The sequence below is a fragment of the Coleofasciculus sp. D1-CHI-01 genome (assembly GCF_040218875.1).
GTDB lineage: Bacteria > Cyanobacteriota > Cyanobacteriia > Cyanobacteriales > Coleofasciculaceae > Coleofasciculus.
The window spans coordinates 1-24,430 of sequence record NZ_JAVJQP010000082.1 but is presented as its reverse complement, the minus strand read 5'-3'; the positions used below and the strand labels follow the sequence as shown (position 1 = coordinate 24,430).

Genomic DNA, 24,430 nt, shown 5'->3' with positions numbered 1-24,430 from the left:
ACTCAGCTTTTGTACTCAATCAAGTACTTAGTCTGGTATGCATCGCTTCCTAGTCCTCTCCTTAATCGTCCAATTGCTTACTCAGACTACTGTGTGGCTGCTCATTTGGCTACTGAGTTACCAAAATGAGCGAACGGTGAGACACAAACTTGCGTCCGCAAGGTAAGGACTGGGTTATAAGTATTAGTAGCGAGCATGATGCTCAAGGTAGCGAGCAAGATACTCAGTGTTGCGAGCAAGATGCTCAATGGAGCGAGCAAGATGCTCAATGTAGAGAGCCAGATGCTCAATGTAGCGAGCCAGATGCTCAATCTAGCGAGAAAGATGCGCGCACTACTACGGCAAGGATTTTGCTATTCTTGATATTAGGGTTTAAACGCCGAACAGCTTAAAGCTGACTTTTCACGGCATATCATAATTTTGACCTAACGCCCTGAAGCGTCAGGTATGGCACGTAAATGTGTAGGGGCGGGTTTCACTACTATCACTTCGGTTGCACCCAGATGCAACTAAACCCGCCCCGATTCACAGGTTTCGTGGTTTCCCGTGAAATGTCAGGGTTATAAGGGGGTAGCTCACCCGGATTGGGTATAAGTCCTGGATTGATCAACATGGTGAGAGTAGACGCTAATTTGAGAGACAAAGAACTTGGACTGGTCTAGATTTAAGCGGGGATCGTTACAATGATTAATTCCATGTGATATAGGGCGACCCAATCATTTGAATAAACTCCAATTGTTTCTTTAAGCAAGCGGGTCGCCCCTACAGACTCTCATCTATTTTTATGATATAAAAGTATTTTAGGTAAGATTGTTAGCATCCAGACAATATAACAAATTCGAGTGTATTAAGCTGTTCGGTATTTAAACCTTAATGTCAATAATGACGCCATCCTTGTAGTGCGTTTAGCGAAGCCATGCCGCAGGCTTTGCATCTTGCTCGTTACTAATACCCAATTTAAATGCATAAAAGCTTATTCATTTTCTACTTCAGTCCGCGTAGGCGGACTTTGTTTGTGTGGCTGCTATTTTCAATCGCCCTTTTATATCATGTGCGGTTGATCTTGCAATATAGGTTGAGTTTAGTCAATATGGGTGCGTTGATTTTATCGTAACTGTTTAGGCGGACATGATATTATCCCTTTGTTTGTGTAGCTGCGATTTTCAATCGCCCTTTTATCCCCTCTGCAAGATACCATCTTGAACACTGGCGCGACGATACCCCCTAGAGGGTAGATGTTTCAGATCAAATTCCTCACCGTTTTCGCGTTTCCAAATCTTGTAATCAGAAAACGTAAGCGGGGTTTGGGGTTCACAGTCTTCCGGGATATGATCAGCTAAAACAAAATACACCGCGCCTTCTCCCATAACCTGAGCGATACCATTCCGGTTCACCACCAGCGAGGTTCCCTCATCAATGCCTATCCCCAAGACACTCTCAGCGATTCCATCCCGAAGCTGACGCGCCATAAATGTCATCAATCGACCCATGCGATCGCGATCGCTAAAATGGGTATCTATTACAGTACCCTTCATCAGCGACCAGTTGAACAGGTCATAACTAAACAGAATATCTTCGTAGGGATCATCTAAGGCATACTCACTATCAACCGCATCCGAACAAGCGTTATATATAAAATCACTTTGAATCATCGCCCCCGCACTGGTTCCACCGATACCACCACCTTTAGCGCCCACGGATTTAATCGCCTCTGCTGTCGCCGTATGCTTAAAATTTCGGGTATAGTCACACTGATCGCCACCTGCAAAAAATAACACCTCAGCTTGGCGAATTGTATCTGCAACGTTTGGAGAATTAGCATCATCCCGACTACGAATCACCAAGGTTTCAACTGAATCCACCCCATTCATCGCCAGAATCGGTTCATTATAGCCAGCCGAACCCGATGAGCGAATCACAATCACATCAACCTTAGCCGCACAGTCAGTGCAACCTCTCGCCTGATTAATCATCCACTGAATCGCTTCATCTACATCCGCCCCCCCGCCACCTAAGTCAAAAGCAATACCTGCGGGAACATTGACATCCGTCGAATTGCCATCAAAATAGCGGATAACCTTGGCAGATGCTGGTGCAACCCAGAGCGACAAACACACAAATACTATTGCCACGAGCTTGATGACTTTAGCAAGGGGCAAGCCGGAGGTAGATTGAAAAGGACGAGAACCCATAGAATTATTGGAAGATAAACCCTGATATCAATAATGGCACCAGTAAAAGGGCAGATATAACCGCCACAACCGTGACTGGATCTACATTGATAACGTTTTTTTCAGGTTTATTGCTCATCGAACACCCTCCCAAATTGACTAAATACTGCTTTACCACCCGACTGGGTAAACTGCTGTCCCTATCTTACTGCCAAGTGGGTGATCAAGATGGCAGATGAGTTTTGGTGCACAGATCTCAAATAATATATTTGTTTGTCTTGTAGGGGCGGGTTTCACGGCTCACATTTTTTTCCGCCCTGATGCAACTAAACCCGCCCCGATCAAGGTGCGAGGATTCTCTAACCAATCACCAATGACGCATGACTAATACGGGTCTTGCTGGATAGAAGCGTCTCTATGTATCCTACTGATGGAACGGTTTGTCAATAAAAGGGGCTGTCATGGCTAATTCAAAAAACGTCCTGGGTACAGAACTAGAAACCTGTTGTACATCTCCCATGACCGGATTTTACCGGGATGGTCAATGCAATACTGGAGGCGGTGACTTTGGCGCTCACGTTGTTTGCGCTCAAGTTACCGAAGAGTTTCTGGAATTTACCAAACAGCGTGGGAATGACTTGAGTACACCCGTTCCCGGATTTAACTTCCCCGGTTTAAAACCAGGCGATCGCTGGTGTCTATGTGCCTCTCGCTGGCAAGAAGCCCTAGAAGCGGGTGCTGCACCTCCTGTGGTTTTGTCTGCTACTCATGCATCGGCGTTAGAATATGTTTCCTTAAGTGAACTTCAACAATATGCTCTTGATGCTCAAGGTGCCTAAAAACTTGTGGAATTTTAATCAAAACAAACATTTTGAGAGTTTGCGATGTTTTGTCCATTTGTGTTTATTCGAGTGGGCATCTCAAAACATTTAGAAACGGTGCGTTACGCTTCGCTAACGCACCCTACAATTCTAGCAATAGACATATCGATTAGGACTTTCCGAACTGTTGTTCCAGACGTTCCGGCGGAACGTCTCCACCATAAGAGGCTTATGACTTATCAGTTTTGGAGTTTTGTACAGATGAAAGAACCGGATTAGAATTAGTATCAACATTGTCTAAAGCGGGTTTTAAAATCTGCCAAGCTTGTTGCGCTTCGGGTAAAAATTGATCCCGTGCAGCTTTCGCTTCGGCAAATTTAATTAACGTCTTGGCGAAACTCTTATCCGTCGCCTGCTGCATTTGTTCGGGAGTCAGGGGTTCGGGGCGAAAGAGTGCCTCAATTACCGGACGTAACTCCAACGCCTGCTGCTGTATCTCTTCGAGGGTGACTCGTAAGCTGGCTAAATTCGCGATCGCCTTCACCGCTTGAATGATTTCCGGTTCATCTTCTGGCGATTCAATCGCCGATGGGGGACCAACCACAATTAAATCTTCACTGCTTAACCCATCGGCAAAACTATTCTCATCTAAGCTGGTATCCTCTGGGTCATCCATCCGGCGTTCAATTTCTTCCAGCACCTTTTTGCGACTGCGATCGCTGTCCGTTCTGCCGCTGACTTCGATAAATAAACCCAGTTCCTTTAAATGTTTGGTGGTGTACTGAATAGTCGATTTGGTCATAATCGTTTCGATAAACAATAATTATAAACTACGATAAACTGTTAGATCTTCAAAGAAAAACCAACGGCTTATCCTTCAACGGTGCAAACGCCTCAGCATCAAAGCGGTATAAAGAGGCTGGACGCCCTGCTCCTCGTGAGGCTTTTAGACCCGTATCGGCTAAAAAACCCAACTTCAACAAACGGGTACGGAAGTTAGAATAATCGGAGAAGTGTTCGCCTAAAACAGTAGTATAGAGTTGATACAAATCACTCAGCGTAAAAACATCGGGTAATACGTCAAACGCGACAGGACTATACTCTAACTTATTCCGCAAACGCTGATATCCATACTCGATAATTTTGCCATGATCGAAAGCTAGGGAAGGAATCTGCTTAACCGGATACCATGCAATACCACTCACTCCCTCAGCAATGAACTGTGCTTCTTCAAACCGAACTAAGGCGAAGTAGCTAACCGATAGGTAACGAACGCCAAAGCTTTTTGGGGATTCCCTAGGATCGCGATGCGGACCACCAAAGGTGTAGAGTTGTTCCAAGTAGAGATTATTCACCCGAATTTTTTCCACCAGAACCCGATGGGCAGCATCTTCTAGAGATTCTCCCTGACGCACCAGCGTTCCTGGCAAACTCCACTGACCGGAAAAAGGTTCATCCTGGCGCATGATTAATAGCACCAAGACGCGGTTTTGTTGAGTATCGACCGAGAAAATAACAGTGTCAACACTGACTTTGAAGTCAGCTAACGCTGGTTGGTTGCTCGGTTTGATGCCGCGTTCTGACATGGTTATCCAAAACTGTGACGTTTTGAACTTAAAAAAGTGATAGTCCCCCTAAAAGTATAGCTAAGAACGTCCCTGTTCCGGAGTCACCGTTGATCAAGCGTACAATTTTTCGCGATTGATATACTCTTCGACAGAAGGTGTTATGACATCTGGCTCTCCTTTTTCACGATAGGCTGTAGAGGACACTCCAGGAACGTTAAGATCCGCGATCGCAACCTGAGTACCAAGCTGCCTTAATCGTTTTACTCCCGTTTCGTCTATGTCATAACCGGGACGCGGTACAATCAGCAACTGTACCTGGCTGAGTAATTCTTCAATCCGATACCAACGGGGTATCTGATTGACTAAATCCGAACCCACTACGAGAGTATAGTCCACCTCATCCCCCCAAATTTCCTTGGCTTTGGCTAACGTTTCTAGGGTTCTGCTACGACTCAACTCCTCATGTACGCCAATATCATTAGGCTGTGTTTCAATTTCGGAAATTAACACCTCTAACATCCGCTTACGGTGTTCTAGGGAGGTTTGGTGAGACTTAAACGGATTATCTGACGCCCAAACAGCGACTTGATCGTAGTGATGGGACAACCATCTGAGAATGGTTTTATGGGCTGCAGTGGGTGGATCAGCACTGGTTCCGAATAAGGCAATAGTTGTCATATCAAGAAGTGTTTTTGTAGTTATTTATTTTCCTTTAAATGCTACATTATATCTAAAGTTAGACATCAGCGGCTTCTTGCTCTAATCGTTTTTCTGTCTGTTGAGTAAGCTGTTTTAATTCATCCGAAATCTCTACTTGTAGTGGCTGGGGATCATCAAGTTGACGAATTGCATCAGGAATCATTGCCACAGTCGCCGCTGTACGTTGTTTGATATCCGCTAACGGTTCCGGTGGGTTTAAGCGTTTACCTGATTGAACCATGAGTTGCAACAATGGCTGTTCATTTTCTTGAGGGGATTCGGATGCCGTTGCCAGCCGATCTTTGCTAATTTTTCCTTCAACGCAATGGCGGAAAACTTGTTTGCGTCCAGGATAGGTTTCTTTACTACTCGACTGCTTCATTGTGGGAATGCCATCCATTTCCACCAGTTTGTACACGCCATTAACCGGCTTACCTGTCACCAGTCGTGTACCGACACCATAGCCGTTAATCATACCACCCGCCTGTTTAATTTTGGCAATCTCCCATTCATCCATGTCTCCACTGGCAAAGATTTTCGCTTCTGGTAACAGCGAATTCACTTGTTGAGACAAATCAGCAATATCTCCCGAATCTAAGCGCACACCTGCAACGTTTGTCTGATTCGCTTTGACCTGTTCTGCCAGACGTTGAGCCGCCGCTACTGTATCGTAAGTATCAATTAATAGAGGCGCAGTGGGAAAATAGCGTTGAAATGCACTAAATGCCTCATCCTCACTCCCCGATACAGCAGCAATTGCCATCACCAGAGAATGTGCCATTGTGCCACTGGGTTTTTGGTTTAACTTCAGTGCAGCAACCACATTTGAGGTAGAATCAAACCCGGCGGCTAATGCTGCCCGTGCTGCCCAGATTGCGCCTTGTGGACTAAACGCACGGCGGGTACCAAATTCCAACAGCTTGGCATCCTCTCCAGCGACATCTCGCATCCGTGCCGCCCGCGTTGCAATTAGGGTTTGGTAATTAATTGTATTCAGAATATACGTTTCAACAAGTTGGGCTTGCCACAAGGGGGCTTCAACACGCAGCAGTGGTTCATTGGCAAAGACAGCCGTTCCTTCGGGTAAAGCCCAAACATCACCAGAAAATCCTTCGGACTGAAGTACAGACCAAAAACGGTCGGGGACTTGATCAAACAGTCCTGTTGCCTGCAACGCCTCGATTTGAGAGTCCTCGAATTTAAGGTTTTCCAGATAATCTAACGCTTGTGCCAATCCCATGGCAATTAAATAGCCAAAGCCGTTAGGCAAACGGCGCACGAATAACTCAAAACTGGCGCGTCGATTCTCTAACCCTTCACCCACATAGCAAGCTGCCATGGTTAGTTCATAGAGATCAGTTAACAGGCTGTAATCGGCTGGAGTGAGAGTGAGTTGTTGGTCTTCCTGTGGCATAAGTTTCAGATGGGTATTGTTCAGCGTTTATTGTTCATTGTTGATTGTCATGAACCATGAACAAATCAGACGTATAGCGCGTAGCGCTAGGCAATCGGCAATCGGCTCAATTGTAGTAGCAAGCCTCCAAATAGCCCTATACCTTCTGAATTAAATTTGGCATCGGAGCAATTTTTTGGCACGAATACTTCCCCCCCCACAAATTACGCCTTAAACGTCAAAATCGGTCGTAAACGCGCCACTACACTTGCCATCTCTGCCTTAACTTGTGCTTCAATTACGGGCTGAATGGGCTTATAAGCCACAGGTGCTTCTTCAATCCGCCGTTCTTCCCACAGGGTAATGCAATCAACACCCGTTAACCCTAAGGTTTCCTCACTATAACCCGCCCCGCGACGACTCAGTTCAAAGCGCGATCGCAACCGTCCCGCCCCATGAGATGCACTCCAGAGAAAGGCGGGATTTCCTTGACCCACGACTAGGTAAGAGGGTGTCCCCATTGAACCTGGAATAATCACAGGCTGTTCTGCATAAGCCGGACAAGCGCCTTTGCGAGTGATCCACCGATGAATTTGAGCGGATTCCTGTTGAGGCAATGTAATATTATGGGGCAAATCATAAACCAAGGGGGCTTCTATATCCCCATAAACCTGCCGTAAGCGCAACCGTAACAGTTCCGCTAACACAAGCCGATTGACAAAACCATAGTTAACGGCGGTTGCCCGATCTTCAATCGCCTCAACCATCTGAATTTCCACAAAATGATTGCCACCGCCAATGGTTCCCAATCCCCCATCTCGCACCCATCCCTCCTCTGAAACGAGTTCCTCTGGTGCCCACCGTATTGACCCATTCAGGGAACCGCCTAAGTAAACGCGATCGCATTCAGTGGCTAACTGATCCAGTTCAGAGTTGACATAAAGCCCGACTGGTTTTGGCTGTCATGGTGACATCACGAGTACCCAAAAAGTAATCCCCTTTGATCAACTCAACAAAGCGATCGCGTTTGTTTAAAAAGTCATCAATCGATATATCCGCCGTATGTAATCGCATCCCACAGTTGATATCAGAACCAACGGCGGCGGGAATAATCATTCCTTCCGTTTCCACGACTGAACCGATAGCAACTCCGGCGTCACCGGGGTAAAAATCCGGCGTAGCACAAACCTGACAAACATGACCCCCTGATGGATGGCGAATGTTTGCCAGATTCGCCAACTGTTTAAACGCTTTCGCTTCCACTGGAAACCCTTCTGGCAGTAAAACCTCTGCTACAGGCGCATTGGGGGAATTGTGGAGACGTACAGAGTAGATCGGATGGTTGTAGTCAACATCCAACCCCTGTCGAGACAATGCCCGCAGGAGTCGGCGCAAATTTCTCGGCTGCATAAGTATACCTAACAAGTCACAACGACTCGCCTTAATCAATGTGGAGCATTTGGCAGACTTCGGTGCAGCAGCCGCAGTTAAGCCTGCTTGTGCCATTATATAGCACTACGAGGTACGCAAAGGACATCAGTTGATCCCAAGAGGGAACAGGGAACAGGGAACAGGGAACAGAGAAATATGTCCTAACCTGTCTTGGTACTGCTATACTATTAGGCGTTTAAGTTTGGTGAACTCTCGTCGCGAATGTCAGGGTTTCCCAGCATGAGTGCAACAAATCATTACATAATGTCAAGGATGTAAACGAAAATTTATACAAATAGCGAATAATCGGGCGTTTTACTGAACCTTGAGAAAAGTATTGCAAACATAATCAAATAAATGTTGCAAAATACTGTTTTTTTGTGGTGTATCCCTCATAATTAACAAGTGAATTGCATACCAATACACCAATTTAAATCTGATTGAGATTTACTCTATTAGGAGGACAAGGTTATGAATATTTCCAAACTGTTTGCAGAAATGACCCAATATATATCAGAAGCGGTTGTGAGAATTTTCGGTCCCAGTGACGATGCTTATCCCTCTACGGGCGTGCAACCCTTCAGTGGTGAACCTTTCCACGAACCCAGAAGAGCGGATTGGTAACCTCCGATAACAATCGGTAAAAAAATCGGTTTGGTAATTGTTCATGGGTTCATTCCCAAAAATAAGTTGGTGAAGATATGTTAAGTATCTTCACTAACTTTTATTTAAATATTTAGTCTTAAAAAGAAATAGATTTGAGAAGCTGACTCCTAGGACATCGATCAAGAAACTGGGTTTCTGGTGAGGATGACTATCAACCTTTCACCAAAAGAAACCCAGTTTCTAGGAATATGACCGACGCTCTAGGCGTCTACTACCTTCGACCGTTCTGATGGAGAGTTTCGTCTCCCGTTGGTAGTAGCAAAGTGAAGGAAGCGACAAAAACTTCACACCGCCTTAGCTGAGCAATTCGGTTGCACCGTTTGCACATCTGACGTCGCTCTCCTTCGATGTGCAGCGAATGGACAATAACGGAAAAACTTCCAATCCGGTGCAATTCCCTTGTTATTTTCCATAGTAGCGGCTAAACTCTTTTAGTTTATCGACCGTTAGGTATAAAGGACAACAATTTGCTATCCATCTAAAAGAGTATAGTTATCGGTTCTACAAAGAAAGTTGACGCAGTTGATGCTGCTGTTGATTGAACTGCCGTTGTTCTAACGTTAACAGCTTGTACTCAATGGGAGGACGCATATCCCACTGGGTTTCGGCAAACATCAGTAGAGAGGCAGCCATCACGATACCCGTGGTGAGAAACTGCCAACCTCCGACATAGTTTAAAAGCGCAATACCCAGTAAATGAATGATACCTGCTAGGGTAAAGGCACGCGATCGCATCCCTAGTCCTGTACCGATGTAACCCACAGCGCATAATCCCAACCATAGGTGACAAAGGCGAATCAACAAATGTCCCCAACCCAGGAAAATGCTCAAATCGGTGAGAATCACACCACCAATCATGAGGATTCCCCAGAAATAAAGTAGCCAATTGAGGCGTTCAACTTTTACCCAAAAGTTGGTGAGTGACACCATCGATGCGGTACCAATTAGGGTGAGTCCTGACCACAGTCCAGCTTGGAGTTTCCAGCTAATCGGCAAAAACTGGGCAGTGATGAAAATCATGGCGCAAATTATACCCCAGAACAGGAATACCTGGTCGATACGGGTATAAAAGGCAGATAGCAGTGTCTTCCGTCCAAGTTGCCAATGCAGGCGTAACAATCCTTGACGGTCTTGGTAGTCGAGTGCGTGCTGTTTGGTACGAATAATTGGCTCTGTTGGATTGAAGAAGTTCATGCTGTATCTACGTTTAGCAAGAAGGTGCTGTAAAAGGTGATCAGTCTAAAGGATGATTTTTAACTATGTTAACAAAATATTACGAAATGTGTATAACCCATATTCCGCACTTCAAGTTGAAGTCCAAAACACTATACCGTTAACTTTCTGCGATTAACCATCTTTATGTTTTTCATTATTCATTAAATATACTAAAAATTTTCACGCAATCTTGTAAATTATTCTTAGCAAAATCAGGAGTTTTATCCCAATTAATCGGCTGAAAATTACTGATTTTTATCGGCTTCATATCTTCAAATGACCATTGTACCTCTTCCGCCTCTAGAGAGGGTTGGCGATAAGCGGTTTTAACATTTTTGACTATATTTTCATTGACTATTCCTTTAAAACAACGACTCTGCTCAGTTTGCCAAAAATACTCCTGTCCAATTACCACATTATCAGTTTTCACAAACACTAAATACCGACTACCCGGACGGTCAAACTCCGATGATTCGCCATAAAAATAATTGCCATCGGGTAAATTTGTAATCGTCGGCTTACGGTTATCAACGCCTGGTGGTTTGGGTAAAGGGGGTGGGACAGCTTTAGAAGCGTCTGGAGTGGGCGAAGGTATCTCAGGGGAGACAGAGGGGGTATCAGGGACTTGTTCAGGAGTCGGTAAGACAACTATCTCTGGGGGCACAGATGAAATCGTGGGCGTGGGGAGGGGTGAGACTGTTGGTGTTTCTGTAGGAAGGGGTGAGACATTCGGGGTAATCAGGGGAAAGGAAAAATCAGCGGGTGTTTCTGATACGGGGGGTGAGGGACTCTGGGCATTTTGAGGGGATTTAGAGGACTTACAGCCAAACAAACCCAGTCCCACAACCGTGAGAATCACCAACCACTGAATTCTGGGGATACGCCGCCAGTAAGCCTTTCGGGTGTCAGAGTGAGAGTCCTGGATATAAATATGACCCGCTTTCGCGTCTATCGTTGTCTTGACACTCTCCGCCCTATAAGTGCGGAGATTCTTAGTTCCGTGACACGCCTTACAATTATCTATCAAAAGCGGCAATATGTCAATCACCCTCAAACCCTTACTGTTTCCTGTTAAATCGTTCAACAAAAAAAAGGCTTTTCAGCTTTTAGAAGTTAACTTGACCGAACAAGATTTTGTACGGTTTTCCTTCCTTGTCCTCTTGTCAACCTTGTCCTCCTTGTCTTGACCCCACCCTAAAGTAAAAACCTACACCTGTCAGGGGGGGGAGGTGGTAACCACAAAAACAATCACCGTCGCCAGCGCCAATGCTCCCTGAATGACATTCCCGACCAGCGAACCTACTACAATTCCTACACTCGCTTTCAACGCCGCCTTTAACCGTAGCTCTAATTCCAACTGACGGCGAGATAAAAACTCACCGATAAATGCTCCCAACAGTGGACCAATTAAAATCCCTAACAAAGGACCCCCCACAGGTAAAGCGGGAAGTAGCCCTACAATCCCCAAGACTAAGCCAATAATCGCACCCATTTGCCCCCACTTGCTCGCCCCTGCCCGTTTTGCTCCCCAGTAGGTGGCTAAAAAATCAATGCCGACACTGAGGAGTAATACCCCAACAGCAACGCCCAACGCCAAACTTATCGCACTTAACCCTTGGACAAATCCCCAGACTAAAATTGCCACAACAATTAAGCTAGAACCGGGAAGACCAGGGACTACAGCACCCACTACACCCACGAGCATCAGGGCAATTAATATCCAGTAGAGCAAAGTGATAGACATCTAATACTTAACGATATTAAGGTCAACGTTCCTCAAACCCTTACATAAGATAAAAGACAAAGGACATAAGACGATCCTAACCGTTGACGTTCGACTGTACTGACTGACTCAACGTATTTCCTAGTTTATCAGCTAGCCCCTCAATCCAGCGCTCATCTTGTTTGGTGTAACTGCGGGGAGCATTCGCGCCTAAAATTAAAGCACCCTGATTGCCCAGAGGTTGACAGATGAGTCCTTGGGTATTTTCTGGTAAGTAGTCAAATTCGATTCGCCCTGGATACAGTTTCAAGTCAACCAGGTAAATGGGTTTTTGTTGTTCCAGAACCCGCTTCAGGATAGCACCGGGTTTTACCTCTGGGTTTTTTCCCAATACTCCCCGCCTTAGTAGTACTTTTCCCTGATAAAACACAACCAGCGATCGCGTCACGGTATTGGTTAATAATAAATGTGACGCCCAAGCCAGTTCCGTTTTTGCCGCCTCCGGTAACTCTGGTGTCAGTTCAAAGCCCTCCTCCCCAACTAAATCTACCGCATCTGGCGATCGCGGCTGCACTTGCTGCCACAGCAAACCTGTCAAAATCAAGATGGCACTGAGAATAACCCCTAGTGCGTCTGAACGTGCCTGAGATTCCGTAAGTTGAGGGGTCAGCAAGCGATTGATCAACAATAGCGTTCCGCCTAATCCCCCCACAATAAACGGTAATTGTCGCAACACAGAATTTTGATCAGGTTTAGCCATTCTTTCCACAGCGTTATATTGTTTCGATGAACGCAAGCCTGTCCTAACTGTTGTAGCGGTTGCTACAACACTCAACCTTCACCGCTCAAAACCCAACACTCAAAATTTATGTCTCCCCATCTTCGAGTATCCGTTGAAATAAATACCCTGTCCCCCGTGCGGTGAGAATCAACTCTGGATTGCTCGGATCATCTTCGAGCTTGGCTCGCAGTCGGGAAATATGCACATCGACAACGCGGGTATCGACGTGGCGTTCTGGGGTATATCCCCACACCTCTTGTAAAATTTCTGACCGAGAGAAGGGTTCTCCAGAGCGACTGACTAATAATTCCAGGAGACTGAATTCCATCCCTGTGAGCCGAATCCGCTCGTCTCCCTTGTAAACCTGTCGTTTGTTTGTATCAATTTTGATACTAGCGACATGGATTACCCCAGAACTGGGAATCCCGGACGCTCCTACCTTGTCCACTCGCCGCAATACCGAACGAATCCGGGCTTCTAACTCTTTGGGAGAGAAGGGCTTGACCACATAATCATCCGCGCCCAACTCTAACCCAGTAATTCTGTCGGCAACATCACCCAATGCCGTTAGCATGATGATGGGGATATCCGATTCCTTTCGCAACTCTTGACAGACGCCGTAGCCATCCAGCTTGGGCATCATCACATCTAACACCACTAAATCGGGTTCACTCGTGCGGAAGGTTTCTAAGGCTTCTTCCCCGTCGGCGGCGGTGACGACATCGTAGCCAATCATCGACAGGCGAGTTTCCAAGATCCGGCGGATACTCGCTTCATCATCGACAACCAGAATTTTTTCCTTATCAGTTTCCAATTGATCCAAGACTCCTAATTTACAGTCAACGAAGTGTTAATTTATCAGTAGCTTATCTCTAAGATATAACGTTATACGAAGCTTTTTTAAGTCATAATGCTTTCGTCTGACATTTTCTTACGACTTTTTAAGATTGGTTTAAGTATTGAAAATTCCTAGCACCTTGAGATCAGGATGCCTAAGACTAAATCCATCTATGTTTGTAATCAATGTGGGGCAGAACACTCCCAGTGGTTCGGCAGATGCTCCTCCTGTGGCACGTATAACTCCTTAGAGGAGAGTATGCTGTCAACAACGACCACTTTAAGAAGTGGGGGTTGGCAATCCAATACCCGTGCCTCTACTCCCTCTCCTACTTCCGGACGCGCTCAACCGAGGTCTTCACTCAAGTTCTCAGAAATTTCCAATAATGTCCAGAGTCGATTTGCCTCTGGGTATAGCGAACTGGATCGAGTGCTGGGGGGAGGGATCGTCCCTGGCTCCTTGGTATTGATTGGCGGTGACCCGGGGATTGGCAAATCCACGTTGCTGCTACAGGTGGCAAATCAACTAGCACAGGAGCATCGTATCCTTTACGTCTGTGCCGAAGAGTCGGGACAACAGGTGAAACTGCGAGCCTCTCGCCTGGGTGTTGGTGCTGCTCCGATTCAGGAAGAGACAGATAATAATAGTGAGCAGACGAATAATGGTGCGCCCAAAAAGCGAGGGAAGTCGGCAAAGTCGAAAACGGCGAATGGGGGTAAAGCCTCCCAGGAGCAAGAGCCAAATCTGTATGTGTTGGCAGAGACTGACTTAGAGGAGGTGTTACGGGAGTTGGAGTCCCTAAAACCCCAAGTCGCCGTCATTGATAGTATCCAGACGCTCTACTTTGCGGCGTTAACCTCGGCACCCGGTTCGGTGGCGCAAGTGCGGGAATGTACCTCAGCCTTGATGCAGGTGGCAAAGCGGGCGAATATTACGTTATTCATTGTCGGACATGTGACTAAGGAAGGCGCGATCGCAGGACCAAGGGTGCTGGAACATTTGGTGGATACGGTATTGTATTTTGAGGGCGATCGCTTTGCCTCCCATCGTCTGTTGCGATCGGTAAAAAATCGGTTTGGTGCAACTCACGAAATCGGGATTTTTGAAATGGTGGATAAGGGGTTGCAGGAGGTGCTGAATCCGTCGGAGTTATTTTTGGGCAATCGGGATGAAATGAGTCCGGGTACGGCGACGGTGGTGGCTTGTGAGGGGACTCGTCCGATTTTAGTCGAGTTGCAGGCGTTGGTTTCCCCAGCCAGTTATGGTGCGCCGCGTCGTTCAACCACTGGCGTGGATTATAGCCGATTACAGCAAATTTTGGCAGTCTTGGAAAAACGGGTAGGGATTCCTCTGTCTAAATTAGATGCTTATGTGGCTACGGCGGGCGGGTTGGGTGTCGAAGAACCGGCGGCGGATTTGGGGATTGCCATTGCAGTTGTGGCGTCATTTCGCGATCGCATGGTTGATCCGCGCACGGTGATGATTGGCGAAGTTGGCTTAGGGGGACAGGTGCGGCTGGTGTCACAGATGGAACTGCGGTTAAAGGAAGCGGCAAAATTAGGATTTAAACGCGCGATCGTTCCTAAGGGTCAAATGTTACCGGATCTGGATATTGAGGTGATCCCGGTTTCCAGGGTGCTGGATGCAATTATTGCTGCTTTACCGGGAGGATTGCGACAGAATTCAGCAAATGATGCCGAGGAGGAAGAAGACGATTTTTAGAGATTGGGGTGTGTGAAATATGGGATAAACATAAACATGAAGCTCTACTACTACAAATCCGATGAATACGCCAATTTTGGTGATGAACTCAACCCTTGGCTCTGGAACCAATTAATACCCAATATTCTAGATGAAGACAAACGAACACTCTTTGTTGGAATTGGGACTTTACTCAACAGAAAATTACCCAAGGCAGAGAAAATTATCGTATTTGGAACGGGTGTGGGATATGGATATGGAACTGTACCCAAAATTAATCAGTCTTGGACGATATATTGCCTCAGAGGACTTCTTTCTGCCCAAGCGATCGGTGTTGCCAAAGAAGTTGCCGTTACCGATGCTGCTTTACTCGTCAGGCGATTATTTCCGGCGAATCATTCTAAAACCCAGCGCTTTGCTTTTATTCCTCATTTCAAGCACGCTATCCTTGCAAGTTCAGCTTGGGCTTCCATTTGTGACCAACTGGGATTTGCCTATATTGATCCGCGTTGGTCAATCGAAAACGTTTTATCGGCAATTAGCGAAACTGAGGTATTACTCGCTGAAGCCATGCATGGTGCTATCATTGCGGATGCCCTGAGAGTGCCTTGGATTCCGATCAAAACCAGTGCCAATATTAACTCCTTTAAATGGCAGGATTGGTGTCTGTCTCTAGGTATTGAATACCAACCTCGGTATGTTATGCCTCTCTGGGATTTCTATCCCGTGTTTCCAGAGGCTCCTTCGACTCGCTTGCGTATTCGCCCAGAAATTAATTACTGGATAGATTGGTTAAAACAGGAGCAATTAAACGTGTTTAATCAAATTGGCGGTGATCCAAATCAGCGAGTAGCCCGACAACTTATGGATATTGCCAAAACAGTGAAACCGAATTTAAGCGATGAGTTAATCGTTGAGCGTCTTACCCATGAACTAGAGACAAGACTACAGCAATTTAAGGACGATGTTAGAGCGGGGAATTTTGCCTAAAAGCCGCATCTTCCTCATCTTCTCCATCACCCCCAGCTTCCCCAGCTTCCCCTGCTTCCCCCACTCCCCCAGCTTCCCCAGCTCCCTACCCCCACCCCAATACTTATTCAGCAACCCCTATGTATTGTGGGGAAAGAGGAGTTTTGCGATCGCTGCTGCGGAACGTTGTTCTCGCCAAATCCAGTGGTTATCCTGTCCCTTCTGGCGAATGTGAGTGATGGCTTGATCAATTAGAGAACCAATTTCGTCAAAAGTTGAGAATGTTGCACCAATTGGGACAGGGAAATTCACTTGATGATTGATAACTGGATAGTCAGAGGCAATAATATAACAGCCACACGATCCCGCATCACTAATTACACCACTGGTTCGGTAGTAATAACGCTCTTTGTCGTAATGAATGACCAAAATATCTATCTGTTTTAAAACACGGATATAGTCCTCTTCTTTGGTGGTGTCATAGAGGGATACTCCCAGTTGATCTAAATAATTCGGTTTTTGTCCAAACGGTGTACCAATGATTAGTTCGCATTGATCAGCCTTTGAGCCGAGGTGTTTTTGTAATTTTGTAATTAGTTTTGAAATAGGTTTATCCTTTCGGATCATCCCCACCACACCTATCTTAATTTTAGTATCTAAAGGCAAGCGTTCACCTGGCAAAAGCTTGGGAGTGACTTCACTGAGGATTGGATGAGGGATAATTATTTTGGATGATGCGGGTAAGCGGAATTTTTCTGGGATAACATGATCATCGGTTTCAAATAAAACGACTTTTAAATTATTGAATAGTTGCAGATACGTTTTTAGGTAGACTAATCCAAAGAATTTAATTTGGCTATTCATGGCAAATTGTTGATTACCATGTAAGCTGATGAACACCTGTTTCCCCCTTAAAGCCAGTAAAGGCAGAATTCCTAATAAATGTTGGTTATAGATTTCAAATATAAAAATTGCATCGATATCTTTAAGCCGTAAGGCTCTAATGCCCATTGAGATGTGGCGATACTCGCGGCGAATTTGCAGTCCTATAGAGTAATTAGGGATTGATTGGGTAATTTTTTTGAACCAAGGAGGTAAAGGGGTTTCTATAGACAAGAAACCTATTTTTTTAGTCTTGATATATTGCTCAACGAGTAGAATGTCTTTCAGACCCGGATGCATTAATTGCATTTTTTTATGTAATAACGAAACAGTTTTACTTGGATCTGGGTAGATACAGATGACTCTTCGGTACTTATGGTCAAACCCTAGTTTTTAGGAAGGAAGAGAAAAAGCCATTTGAGTCAATTTAATAATTTTTTCTGATCACCATAACTCCCGGAGAGGCTATTTTTTTGGACAAAACTTTAAGTAATGCACGTCCCAGTATTTTAATATCGTAAACTAATTCTAACAATAAGCTTACATATCCTAACTGTTTCTCCATCAGAACTCCCCGATTGATAATTCCCATGTCTACTAAGTGTTGGCTATTTTCCAGCCGCACAGAAATTTCTGGATCGTATAGGTTAAGTGGCTTATTTTCGGCAATAAGTTGAGCATATTTTTGGTATTCGACTGCTCCTTGCCAATGCTGATCCCTCTGGATTTCTGATTTAACATAATCGATAAAAAATGAAAAATATTTAAAGTGTAGCAAACACGCCGTTGTCGAAGACAGTTTAATATTTTTGGTGACATGTTCTGAATAAAATATCATCGTATCATTATATTTAAGCAAAGGGAACTTGGTTAAACAGTAGGGCTTCTTGCCTCGTTTATCGTCACTGCCAAAAATACGTTGTCGCAATCCTCCCCAATAATAATCTCGGATTTTTCCTTCCTGGTGATGATAATACTGTCTATCAAAATAGGGACAGACCTTTAAAAAGTCATCTCCAGGATTATAGTACGCTTCCTGAACAGGCTGCTGCGAATACATGTCTAACATTATCCCTTGAACAGCATTTTTACCTTGCCATTCTATTTGGCGACAAAAATCGTTTAGGCTTCGGGTTTCACAATCGGGATAATAGAGTATTTCATCGGCATCAACGATTAAACACCAATGATTTTGACCATAATTATTGAGTAACAATTTTAGCCAATTTAGTTTATTTTCTTTGAAAGATTCTTGAGTATACCATGTATAGACATCCTCTTGCTGGATTAAATACTCTAAGGTATTATCTTCTGAGTCGTTATCGACGATAAAAAACTTAGATATTCCTTTTCCTCGATAGTAGTTTAAGAAAAAAGGCAAACGTTTGGATTCATTTCTGACAATTACAAAACATAGGATTTCTGTGCCTGTTAATGCTATGTCTTTAGAATCAACTCTATTTAAATTTTTCATGGTTAATCAAAGCTAATGATTTATTTATAAAAATTCCGCAGGAGAATCGTGAGTAGCAATTCCATTTCTCCAGCAGCAACAACATCCGTTTTCAGGACAGAACGATATTTGAGGAAGTGGAGAATAAGTTTTCTTATATCATTGCCTAGATAGATCGGGACAACCAGGGGTCTTTGCCAGGGTTTATAGGCTAACATTCGCACCTGATATCGTAGCCGACCATTATTTTGAAAAAAACGCCGCAGATACTCTTTATCAAAACGCGATTTAGGAATAAAATGGTCAATTTCCATGGCTGGATTGAACCACAGTTCCCAACCACCTTGCCAGATGTATGACAGCATTTCTAAATCTTCATTGGTTTGAGGGAGCAAGGGACGTTCAGGGACAGTTTCTATCCAAGCCTGTTTGCGAATAACGATTCCGGCTCCTGGAGGAAACATTTTTTTGCGGGTAGAGGCATACTTTTGGTTATAGCAATAGGGTTTCGTTCCTTTAATCAGGGCAAAATAACGGGCAATTCTGTCAAATCCTGGTGGGGGTTCTACTTCAAATTTGCCATGGATTTGTCCTCCATACGCCCCAGCTTGCGGATGAGATTGTCCAAAATGATAAGCTTGTGCCACCCAATTGGGTTTGGGAAAATTATCGTCATCCAGAAAACCGATTAAACCACCCTTGGCTTCTCGGATGGCACATCGTCTAGCAAATGCTAGTCCTTGTTCAGGTTCCAAGTAATAACGAATGGGATAAGGTTCAGACCAATTCGCTTGGTACTCTTGAACGATCTTAGCCGTATCATCCGTGCTATTATTATCAACGACAATAATTTCCCAGGAAATAGGCTCCGTCTTTTCTTGCGATCGCAACCTATCCAGAACCTCTGCTAAACGATTCGCGCCGTTATAGGTACAAATCGCGACAGTAAAGTCGATCGCACTCATGCCTCTCATCTTCCTCTGGGGAATAACTCTCCCACTCATTTAATCGTGAGCTGGAGTCGAGCGATTAGCTTCGCTAGTGCCGAAGGCAATCGCTCAATCGCTCTCTCCCGAATCCAAATCTGCTCGCTTGTAGCAAATACACCGAGGAAACACCATGCCATATTGTTGGTTTGACCAGCAGGCGTGGTGTAATTAAGAGTTTAACCTGTCTCTAGAAGACTGTCACTCGGTATGCAAAAATTCCAGATATGCCTGACTCATTTCCTTCACCGCCATCTCATACAATTGTTGACCATGCTCCGGTTTAGCTAAGGCGGGATTAGACCCCATGCGTCCATCAGGATAGCGACGGCGGAAATCTGTCGCCCCGTAAATTGGGTGTCCAGAGGCGACATTCGCCGCTAATGGGGCGTTCTTGATTGCTTCCGGATAAAGGTATTGGGTTAACGCCACTTCGCTGGGTGTGGCGTGAGATCCTTCCTGATCACCATACCATTGTTTGGCTAACTGATACACCGATTTACAGGTAAACCAGTTAGCAAGGCGACATCTGACTTGATCGCTGTTGGGAATGTTGAGATCCCAGAGATAGGCGTAACTCTCAGAAAACGCGGCTTTAACTGTAGCAACGTTACCACCGTGACCATTAATAAAGAAAAATCTGGTAAATCCAGCCCGGGTTAAGCTGACTAAATAATCTTGGATGACATGAATTAAGGTACTAGGTTTCAGGCTGATCGTACCGGGAAACCCTGTATGATGCAGCGCCATCCCCACGCTAATCGTGGGACTAACGATCGCATTCGTCGCTTCACCCACCCCTCGCGCGATCGCTTCAGCACAAATTGCATCAGTACCAATTAATCCGGTTGGTCCATGTTGTTCCGTTGAACCAATCGGCAGAATAATCCCCGGCGATCGCTTCAAATACTCCTCAACCTCGATCCAGGTCATCAAATGTAGCAGCATTATCCCTTCTAAAAAAATGAAAGCAGGTGGACTAGGGTTACCAGCCTCCTGCTTTGTTTCTGTAAGACCCCTCATTCTGTCATACTTGCGTATGACATGTATTACACTACCTCTAGTGTATGTCACCATGGGAAAATCGGCAACACAATTGTGCAAATTGTTTGAAGTCTTCAAAAATTCACAGGGTATAGTCACACCAGCTGAATCTTGTGTCACGCTAGACGTAGAGTTCTATTTCTATATCGTTTCAACACCATGATTTTGGTGTATATCTTGGCTTAGAAGTTCAGATACCCAATTTCCTTACCATTTATGCTTTCTGTCGATCTACCGCAAAGCCCTTCTACTCCAGAACTGGCACAATCCAACCGCATTCTGGTCGTAGAAGACGAGACTCTCATCCGAGAAATGCTGATGTTGTCCTTACAAGAGGAAGGTTATGACGTGGTGACGGCGGCTGATGGTCGTACCGCTTTAACGCTTCTGTCTGAGGGCGACTCTAATGACGAGGAGTGCCAGTTTAGCCTGTTGATCCTAGATTTAATGCTGCCTCAGGTTAACGGACTCGATTTATGTCGCTTGATTCGATACAAAGGGAATTCCATTCCCATCTTGATTCTCAGCGCCAAAGCTAGTGAAACGGATCGGGTTTTGGGGTTGGAAGTCGGTGCCGATGACTACCTGACCAAACCCTTTAGTATGCGGGAATTAATCGCCCGTTGTCGCGCTCTCCTGCGTCGTCACCGCTATAATTCCATACCGCCAACGCCGACGTTACAGTTACGGGACATTACCCTCTACCCCGAAGAATGCCGCGTCACGGTGCGTGGCGAGGAGGTGAATCTCTCACCCAAGGAATTCCGACTGTTGGAATTGTTTATGGGGTATCCTCGTCGGGTGTGGTCTCGCGAACAGTTAATTGATCAGGTTTGGGGACCCGATTTTCTCGGCGATACCAAAACTGTCGATGTTCACATTCGCTGGCTGCGGGAAAAATTAGAAAAAGACCCCAGTCAACCGGAATACTTGATTACCGTTCGTGGCTTTGGCTATCGGTTTGGCTAATTTATTTGGATGCGACACCGGCGATCGCGTCTTACCCAAATCAGTACCTCTATCGCCCTGTCGAAAGGCTACAATAACTAAACCATCGCTCGGCAATAGTCTCATTAATCACACCTATGACCCTGTTGACATTTCTCTTGGGTCTAGCTCTAGGAATTGGGGTTGGCTTATGGTTACAACACCGCACCAAACAGCAGCTCAAGCAAACCTTGGAGTTGTTACCAGTCAATTCGACCAGTAACTCGTTTCCTTTAGAGTCTCGTTTACGGGGAGCAATTACCCAAGCGAATCAGCAGCGCCTTGTCTTAGAAGACCAACTCAACGCCATTCAATCCCTATTTCAAGTCGCGCCCGTCGGATATTTGCAAGTAGACGAAGACAATCACTTAATTTGGTGTAATCAGCAAGCGCGTCAGTTATTGCAAATTGACCGATGGGAACCCGGACAGATTCGCTTACTTCTAGAGGTGGTGCGATCCTACGAACTGGATCAGTTAATCGAGAAAACTCGCAAACAGCAACAATCGATGAGCCAAGAGTGGGTATTTCATCCTGCCTGTATGGATGGTGCAGCCATGAGCGAAGTGCGATCGCTCACGTTGCGGGCGTATGGTTGGCCCCTCGCTAATGGGCAAGTTGGTGTGTTTCTGGAGAATCGACAACCTTTAATTGAACTCTCGGAATCTCGCAATCAGTGGGTGTCTGACTTAGCGCACGAATTGAGAACCCCACTCACGTCGATTCGCTTAGTCGCAGAGGCGTTACAAGGACGGGTGAATCCTCCAGAAAGCCGTTGGGTTAATCAACTCCTGCAAGAAATTAATCGATTAATTGACTTGATTCAAAATTGGCTAGAACTCAGCCATCTTGAACAAGATCCGAACAAGAGTCTTACCTATAAATCCCTCGACCTAAACGCTTTAATTCAGTCAGCTTGGCAACGATTGGAACCTTTGGCAGAGCAAAAAGACTTGCATCTTGCCTATCAAGGACCCGATACTTTACCCATTCAAGCCGATGAGTCTCGCCTGATCCAAGTTTTTTTGAATTTATTAGATAACAGTATTAAGCATAGCCCACCTCAAGGATTGATTCGAGTTGAGGTAACCACTTCAAAACAGGCTGAACCCACGGAAAAAGCGCTGATGCGAATCGATATTATTGACGAAGGTGCGGGGTTTTCAGGTAATGATTTACCTCGTGTATTTGAGCGACTTTATCGAGGAGATGCTTCGCGATATCGGCAACCTACGTCTGATAATGTAACTACATTGGGGCGCAGTAGTGGGAGTGGTTTAGGTTTAGCAATTGTTCAGCAAATTGTTCAGGCTCATGGTGGTACAGTGAATGCTAAGAATCACCCAGAAACTGGGGGGGCTTGGTTACAGATTCAATTGCCTTGTAATTAGTCATTCGTCATTCGTCATTCGTCATTTGTCATTTGTCATTCGTTAGGGAACAGGTAATTCATACTATTGTTTTCTCCTGTTTTCTCCCCTCTACTTTATAAAACCTTCTCTCTAATACGTTTAATCCCTCTGCGTACCTCTGCGGAAACCTCTGCGTACTCTGCGTTTAAAAAGGATTATCGTCATGGCATTTTACTGGCGCAAACCTTGCACCCCTACCCGGATGGAATAGGTTGTAGGTTAAGTTAATGGTTATTAAAATAGGGCTAAAGCCCTTACTACGAACATGACTATTTGCAGCAATCCTTGGCTATCTTACAGCGCCTGAAATCCCCCGATGCGGAGACGGTTAGGGACATTTTGAATCGGGTGAGGCGGATGTAGGTTCTGCAACGGTATCCGGAAGCGTTCCCGTAGGGGCTTGGTTTCCAAGCCCTTGGTTTCCAAGCCCTTCTCCGATTATACTGTTTATTGAATCAGAGAAACCCTTTTTTTGTCAACCCGTTTAATCATAAGAAATTAGGTTCTGATACCAACAGGTGAAGACAGGGCGACCCGACTCAATTGAACAGATAGAGTTGTTCATTAATACCAGCGGGTCGCCCCTACAACTCTTTGCCAAAGACAGTGCGATCGCTAAACTCTTAAATTGGCTTGAATTGATCAGATTGGACTTGAGACTCATCCGATCCTGCACAGTGAGCGATCGCACTTCTGAGATAACCACGATTTACTCCCTTTGGCTCTTTCTCCTTGTTGTCAAGTCCTGATAAGTTAAACGATTCTTTCCCCCAGAACGGTTTATTTTTTTCAATCTTTTCCCCGTCTTAACACAACGTCATAATTGCTCGTTTTTGACCTGCTTTTGGCAAAAAGCTACGCATTTTCAGGGGGTACGGGGATTGTGAGATTATTGTACGATTTTCAACTATACTATTTATTGTGGGTGTTTTATGGATAAAAATAATCTAGCCCCAGCTAAATTCCTTGAATCCTCGTAGAACTTTGTATAATTGATAGTTTTCATCTCACTGCCAATGTACCCTTGGACGCATGTATTTTGTTAAACTTATGATAAAAATCATGACTAAGTATTGACAAAAACACAGATGACACAGAAGGGATAGCACTTTGTCGAACACTCAAGGGTGGGGGACACAGATTGACCAGACAAGGAAATAATCCCCCCACAAGCTAATCATTGTTTTGAGCGGGGACTAATCATCTTTCCATCTTTGGGCAAGGGAGAACTAACGCCTCTGTGAATATCCGATATACGCCTCAAGGGGTGACAAGATAAAAAGTAGACAGGGTGTAGGGTGTAGGGAAACAGAAGGAGGTTAACCCTGAGCGAGGTTGACCCTGAGCGGAGTCGAAGGGTCAACACTCAAACCTTCTTCCCTGGATTCACACAGTAGTTTACTCCAATTTAACCTTGATCTGCTATCAATAGAAGTAGACAGAATTGAATTTGTCCTAGGGCAACTCAATCACCCCGCCCATCAACAGTATGGACGAGGCTAACTTTACCCCGTACAGGGGAGACGCCTTAAACCATTAGGCAATTGGGTAGAACTAAATCGCGACTATCCCCGACTTCAGCGATAGCAAGTCGGGGTTGGATAGCGGATGATTTACGGGTTTCAATATCCCGTCAATCATCAAATTATTAGTTTTTATTTACTAAATTAAATGGTAATATGGGGATATG

General features: G+C 45.2%; 22 protein-coding genes and 1 pseudogene. 6 read left to right on the top strand and 17 right to left on the bottom strand.

All coding sequences use genetic code 11. The features are described 5' to 3' along the window. Positions 1-1,175: 1,175 nt before the first annotated feature. The gene (locus tag RIB93_RS15175) at positions 1,176-2,132 is read right to left on the bottom strand and encodes a cyanophycinase (protein WP_446373577.1); all 957 of its coding nucleotides are present in this window, start codon (positions 2,130-2,132) and stop codon (positions 1,176-1,178) included. Positions 2,133-2,632: 500 nt separating this feature from the next. On the opposite strand from RIB93_RS15175, the gene RIB93_RS15170 reads away from it, so the two are divergent. Continuing rightward, positions 2,633-3,010, top strand: coding sequence for a DUF2237 family protein (locus tag RIB93_RS15170; RefSeq protein ID WP_446373576.1), 378 nt, complete (start codon positions 2,633-2,635; stop codon positions 3,008-3,010). Positions 3,011-3,221: 211 nt separating this feature from the next. On the opposite strand, the gene RIB93_RS15165 is transcribed toward RIB93_RS15170, so the two are convergent. From RIB93_RS15165 to RIB93_RS15145, 5 genes and pseudogenes are all read right to left on the bottom strand, one after another. Then, complete coding sequence (locus RIB93_RS15165; RefSeq protein WP_446373575.1) at positions 3,222-3,794, bottom strand: hypothetical protein; 573 nt, start codon at positions 3,792-3,794, stop codon at positions 3,222-3,224. 49 nt (positions 3,795-3,843) lie between these two features. Then, positions 3,844-4,578: an NUDIX hydrolase gene (locus tag RIB93_RS15160; RefSeq protein ID WP_446373574.1), complete on the bottom strand. Its 735-nt coding sequence runs from the start codon at positions 4,576-4,578 to the stop codon at positions 3,844-3,846. 93 nt (positions 4,579-4,671) lie between these two features. Next, positions 4,672-5,238 carry a nicotinate-nucleotide adenylyltransferase gene (locus tag RIB93_RS15155; protein ID WP_446373573.1) on the bottom strand — a complete coding sequence of 189 codons (567 nt, stop codon included), beginning with the start codon at positions 5,236-5,238 and terminating at the stop codon, positions 4,672-4,674. Between the two features lie 58 nt (positions 5,239-5,296). After that, positions 5,297-6,673, bottom strand: coding sequence for a nicotinate phosphoribosyltransferase (locus tag RIB93_RS15150; RefSeq protein WP_446373572.1), 1,377 nt, complete (start codon positions 6,671-6,673; stop codon positions 5,297-5,299). A gap of 203 nt (positions 6,674-6,876) precedes the next feature. Then, positions 6,877-8,062, bottom strand: a pseudogene (locus RIB93_RS15145) (RtcB family protein). Positions 8,063-8,554: 492 nt separating this feature from the next. On the opposite strand from RIB93_RS15145, the gene RIB93_RS15140 reads away from it, so the two are divergent. Then, positions 8,555-8,707, top strand: coding sequence for a hypothetical protein (locus RIB93_RS15140; protein ID WP_006102658.1), 153 nt, complete (start codon positions 8,555-8,557; stop codon positions 8,705-8,707). 543 nt (positions 8,708-9,250) lie between these two features. On the opposite strand, the gene RIB93_RS15135 is transcribed toward RIB93_RS15140, so the two are convergent. The 5 genes from RIB93_RS15135 to rpaB all read right to left on the bottom strand — a co-directional run bounded on the left by RIB93_RS15135 (position 9,251) and on the right by rpaB (position 13,282). Beyond that, on the bottom strand, positions 9,251-9,943 hold the full coding sequence (locus RIB93_RS15135; protein WP_446373571.1) for a hypothetical protein: 693 nt from the start codon (positions 9,941-9,943) through the stop codon (positions 9,251-9,253). Positions 9,944-10,118: 175 nt separating this feature from the next. Further along, positions 10,119-10,991: a hypothetical protein gene (locus RIB93_RS15130; RefSeq protein ID WP_446373570.1), complete on the bottom strand. Its 873-nt coding sequence runs from the start codon at positions 10,989-10,991 to the stop codon at positions 10,119-10,121. 189 nt (positions 10,992-11,180) lie between these two features. Further along, the gene (locus RIB93_RS15125; RefSeq protein WP_446373569.1) at positions 11,181-11,708 is read right to left on the bottom strand and encodes a DUF456 domain-containing protein; all 528 of its coding nucleotides are present in this window, start codon (positions 11,706-11,708) and stop codon (positions 11,181-11,183) included. Positions 11,709-11,784: 76 nt separating this feature from the next. Then, positions 11,785-12,447: a cofactor assembly of complex C subunit B gene (locus RIB93_RS15120; protein ID WP_446373568.1), complete on the bottom strand. Its 663-nt coding sequence runs from the start codon at positions 12,445-12,447 to the stop codon at positions 11,785-11,787. A 106-nt stretch (positions 12,448-12,553) separates the two neighbouring features. Beyond that, positions 12,554-13,282 carry a response regulator transcription factor RpaB gene (gene rpaB / locus RIB93_RS15115; RefSeq protein ID WP_446373579.1) on the bottom strand — a complete coding sequence of 243 codons (729 nt, stop codon included), beginning with the start codon at positions 13,280-13,282 and terminating at the stop codon, positions 12,554-12,556. Between the two features lie 174 nt (positions 13,283-13,456). Here rpaB and radA point away from each other — a divergent pair, with 174 nt between their 5' ends. Then, on the top strand, positions 13,457-15,028 hold the full coding sequence (radA, locus tag RIB93_RS15110; protein ID WP_446373567.1) for a DNA repair protein RadA: 1,572 nt from the start codon (positions 13,457-13,459) through the stop codon (positions 15,026-15,028). Between the two features lie 36 nt (positions 15,029-15,064). Beyond that, entirely contained in the window at positions 15,065-15,997 is a 933-nt protein-coding gene (locus RIB93_RS15105; RefSeq protein WP_446373566.1) for a polysaccharide pyruvyl transferase family protein, read from the top strand. Positions 15,998-16,114: 117 nt separating this feature from the next. Here RIB93_RS15105 and RIB93_RS15100 read toward each other — a convergent pair whose 3' ends face one another. The 4 genes from RIB93_RS15100 to RIB93_RS15085 form a co-directional block, all read right to left on the bottom strand. Beyond that, complete coding sequence (locus tag RIB93_RS15100) at positions 16,115-17,092, bottom strand: glycosyltransferase family 1 protein (RefSeq protein ID WP_446373565.1); 978 nt, start codon at positions 17,090-17,092, stop codon at positions 16,115-16,117. A gap of 193 nt (positions 17,093-17,285) precedes the next feature. After that, a complete protein-coding gene (locus tag RIB93_RS15095) occupies positions 17,286-18,332 on the bottom strand; it encodes a glycosyltransferase family 2 protein (protein ID WP_446373564.1) in 1,047 nt (348 codons plus the stop codon). Positions 18,333-18,352: 20 nt separating this feature from the next. Further along, on the bottom strand, positions 18,353-19,285 hold the full coding sequence (gene hpsE, locus RIB93_RS15090; RefSeq protein WP_446373578.1) for a hormogonium polysaccharide biosynthesis glycosyltransferase HpsE: 933 nt from the start codon (positions 19,283-19,285) through the stop codon (positions 18,353-18,355). A 213-nt stretch (positions 19,286-19,498) separates the two neighbouring features. After that, positions 19,499-20,245: a creatininase family protein gene (locus RIB93_RS15085; RefSeq protein ID WP_446373563.1), complete on the bottom strand. Its 747-nt coding sequence runs from the start codon at positions 20,243-20,245 to the stop codon at positions 19,499-19,501. Positions 20,246-20,557: 312 nt separating this feature from the next. Between RIB93_RS15085 and RIB93_RS15080 the strand changes: the two genes are divergently transcribed. Together RIB93_RS15080 and RIB93_RS15075 are read left to right on the top strand one after the other, a co-directional pair. Beyond that, complete coding sequence (locus RIB93_RS15080) at positions 20,558-21,310, top strand: response regulator transcription factor (protein WP_446373562.1); 753 nt, start codon at positions 20,558-20,560, stop codon at positions 21,308-21,310. Between the two features lie 116 nt (positions 21,311-21,426). After that, a complete protein-coding gene (locus tag RIB93_RS15075; RefSeq protein ID WP_446373561.1) occupies positions 21,427-22,719 on the top strand; it encodes an ATP-binding protein in 1,293 nt (430 codons plus the stop codon). Positions 22,720-23,034: 315 nt separating this feature from the next. On the opposite strand, the gene RIB93_RS15070 is transcribed toward RIB93_RS15075, so the two are convergent. Both RIB93_RS15070 and RIB93_RS15065 read right to left on the bottom strand, forming a co-directional pair. Continuing rightward, complete coding sequence (locus RIB93_RS15070; protein ID WP_446373560.1) at positions 23,035-23,166, bottom strand: hypothetical protein; 132 nt, start codon at positions 23,164-23,166, stop codon at positions 23,035-23,037. Between the two features lie 58 nt (positions 23,167-23,224). Next, positions 23,225-23,446: a hypothetical protein gene (locus RIB93_RS15065; protein WP_446373559.1), complete on the bottom strand. Its 222-nt coding sequence runs from the start codon at positions 23,444-23,446 to the stop codon at positions 23,225-23,227. Positions 23,447-24,430: the final 984 nt, after the last annotated feature.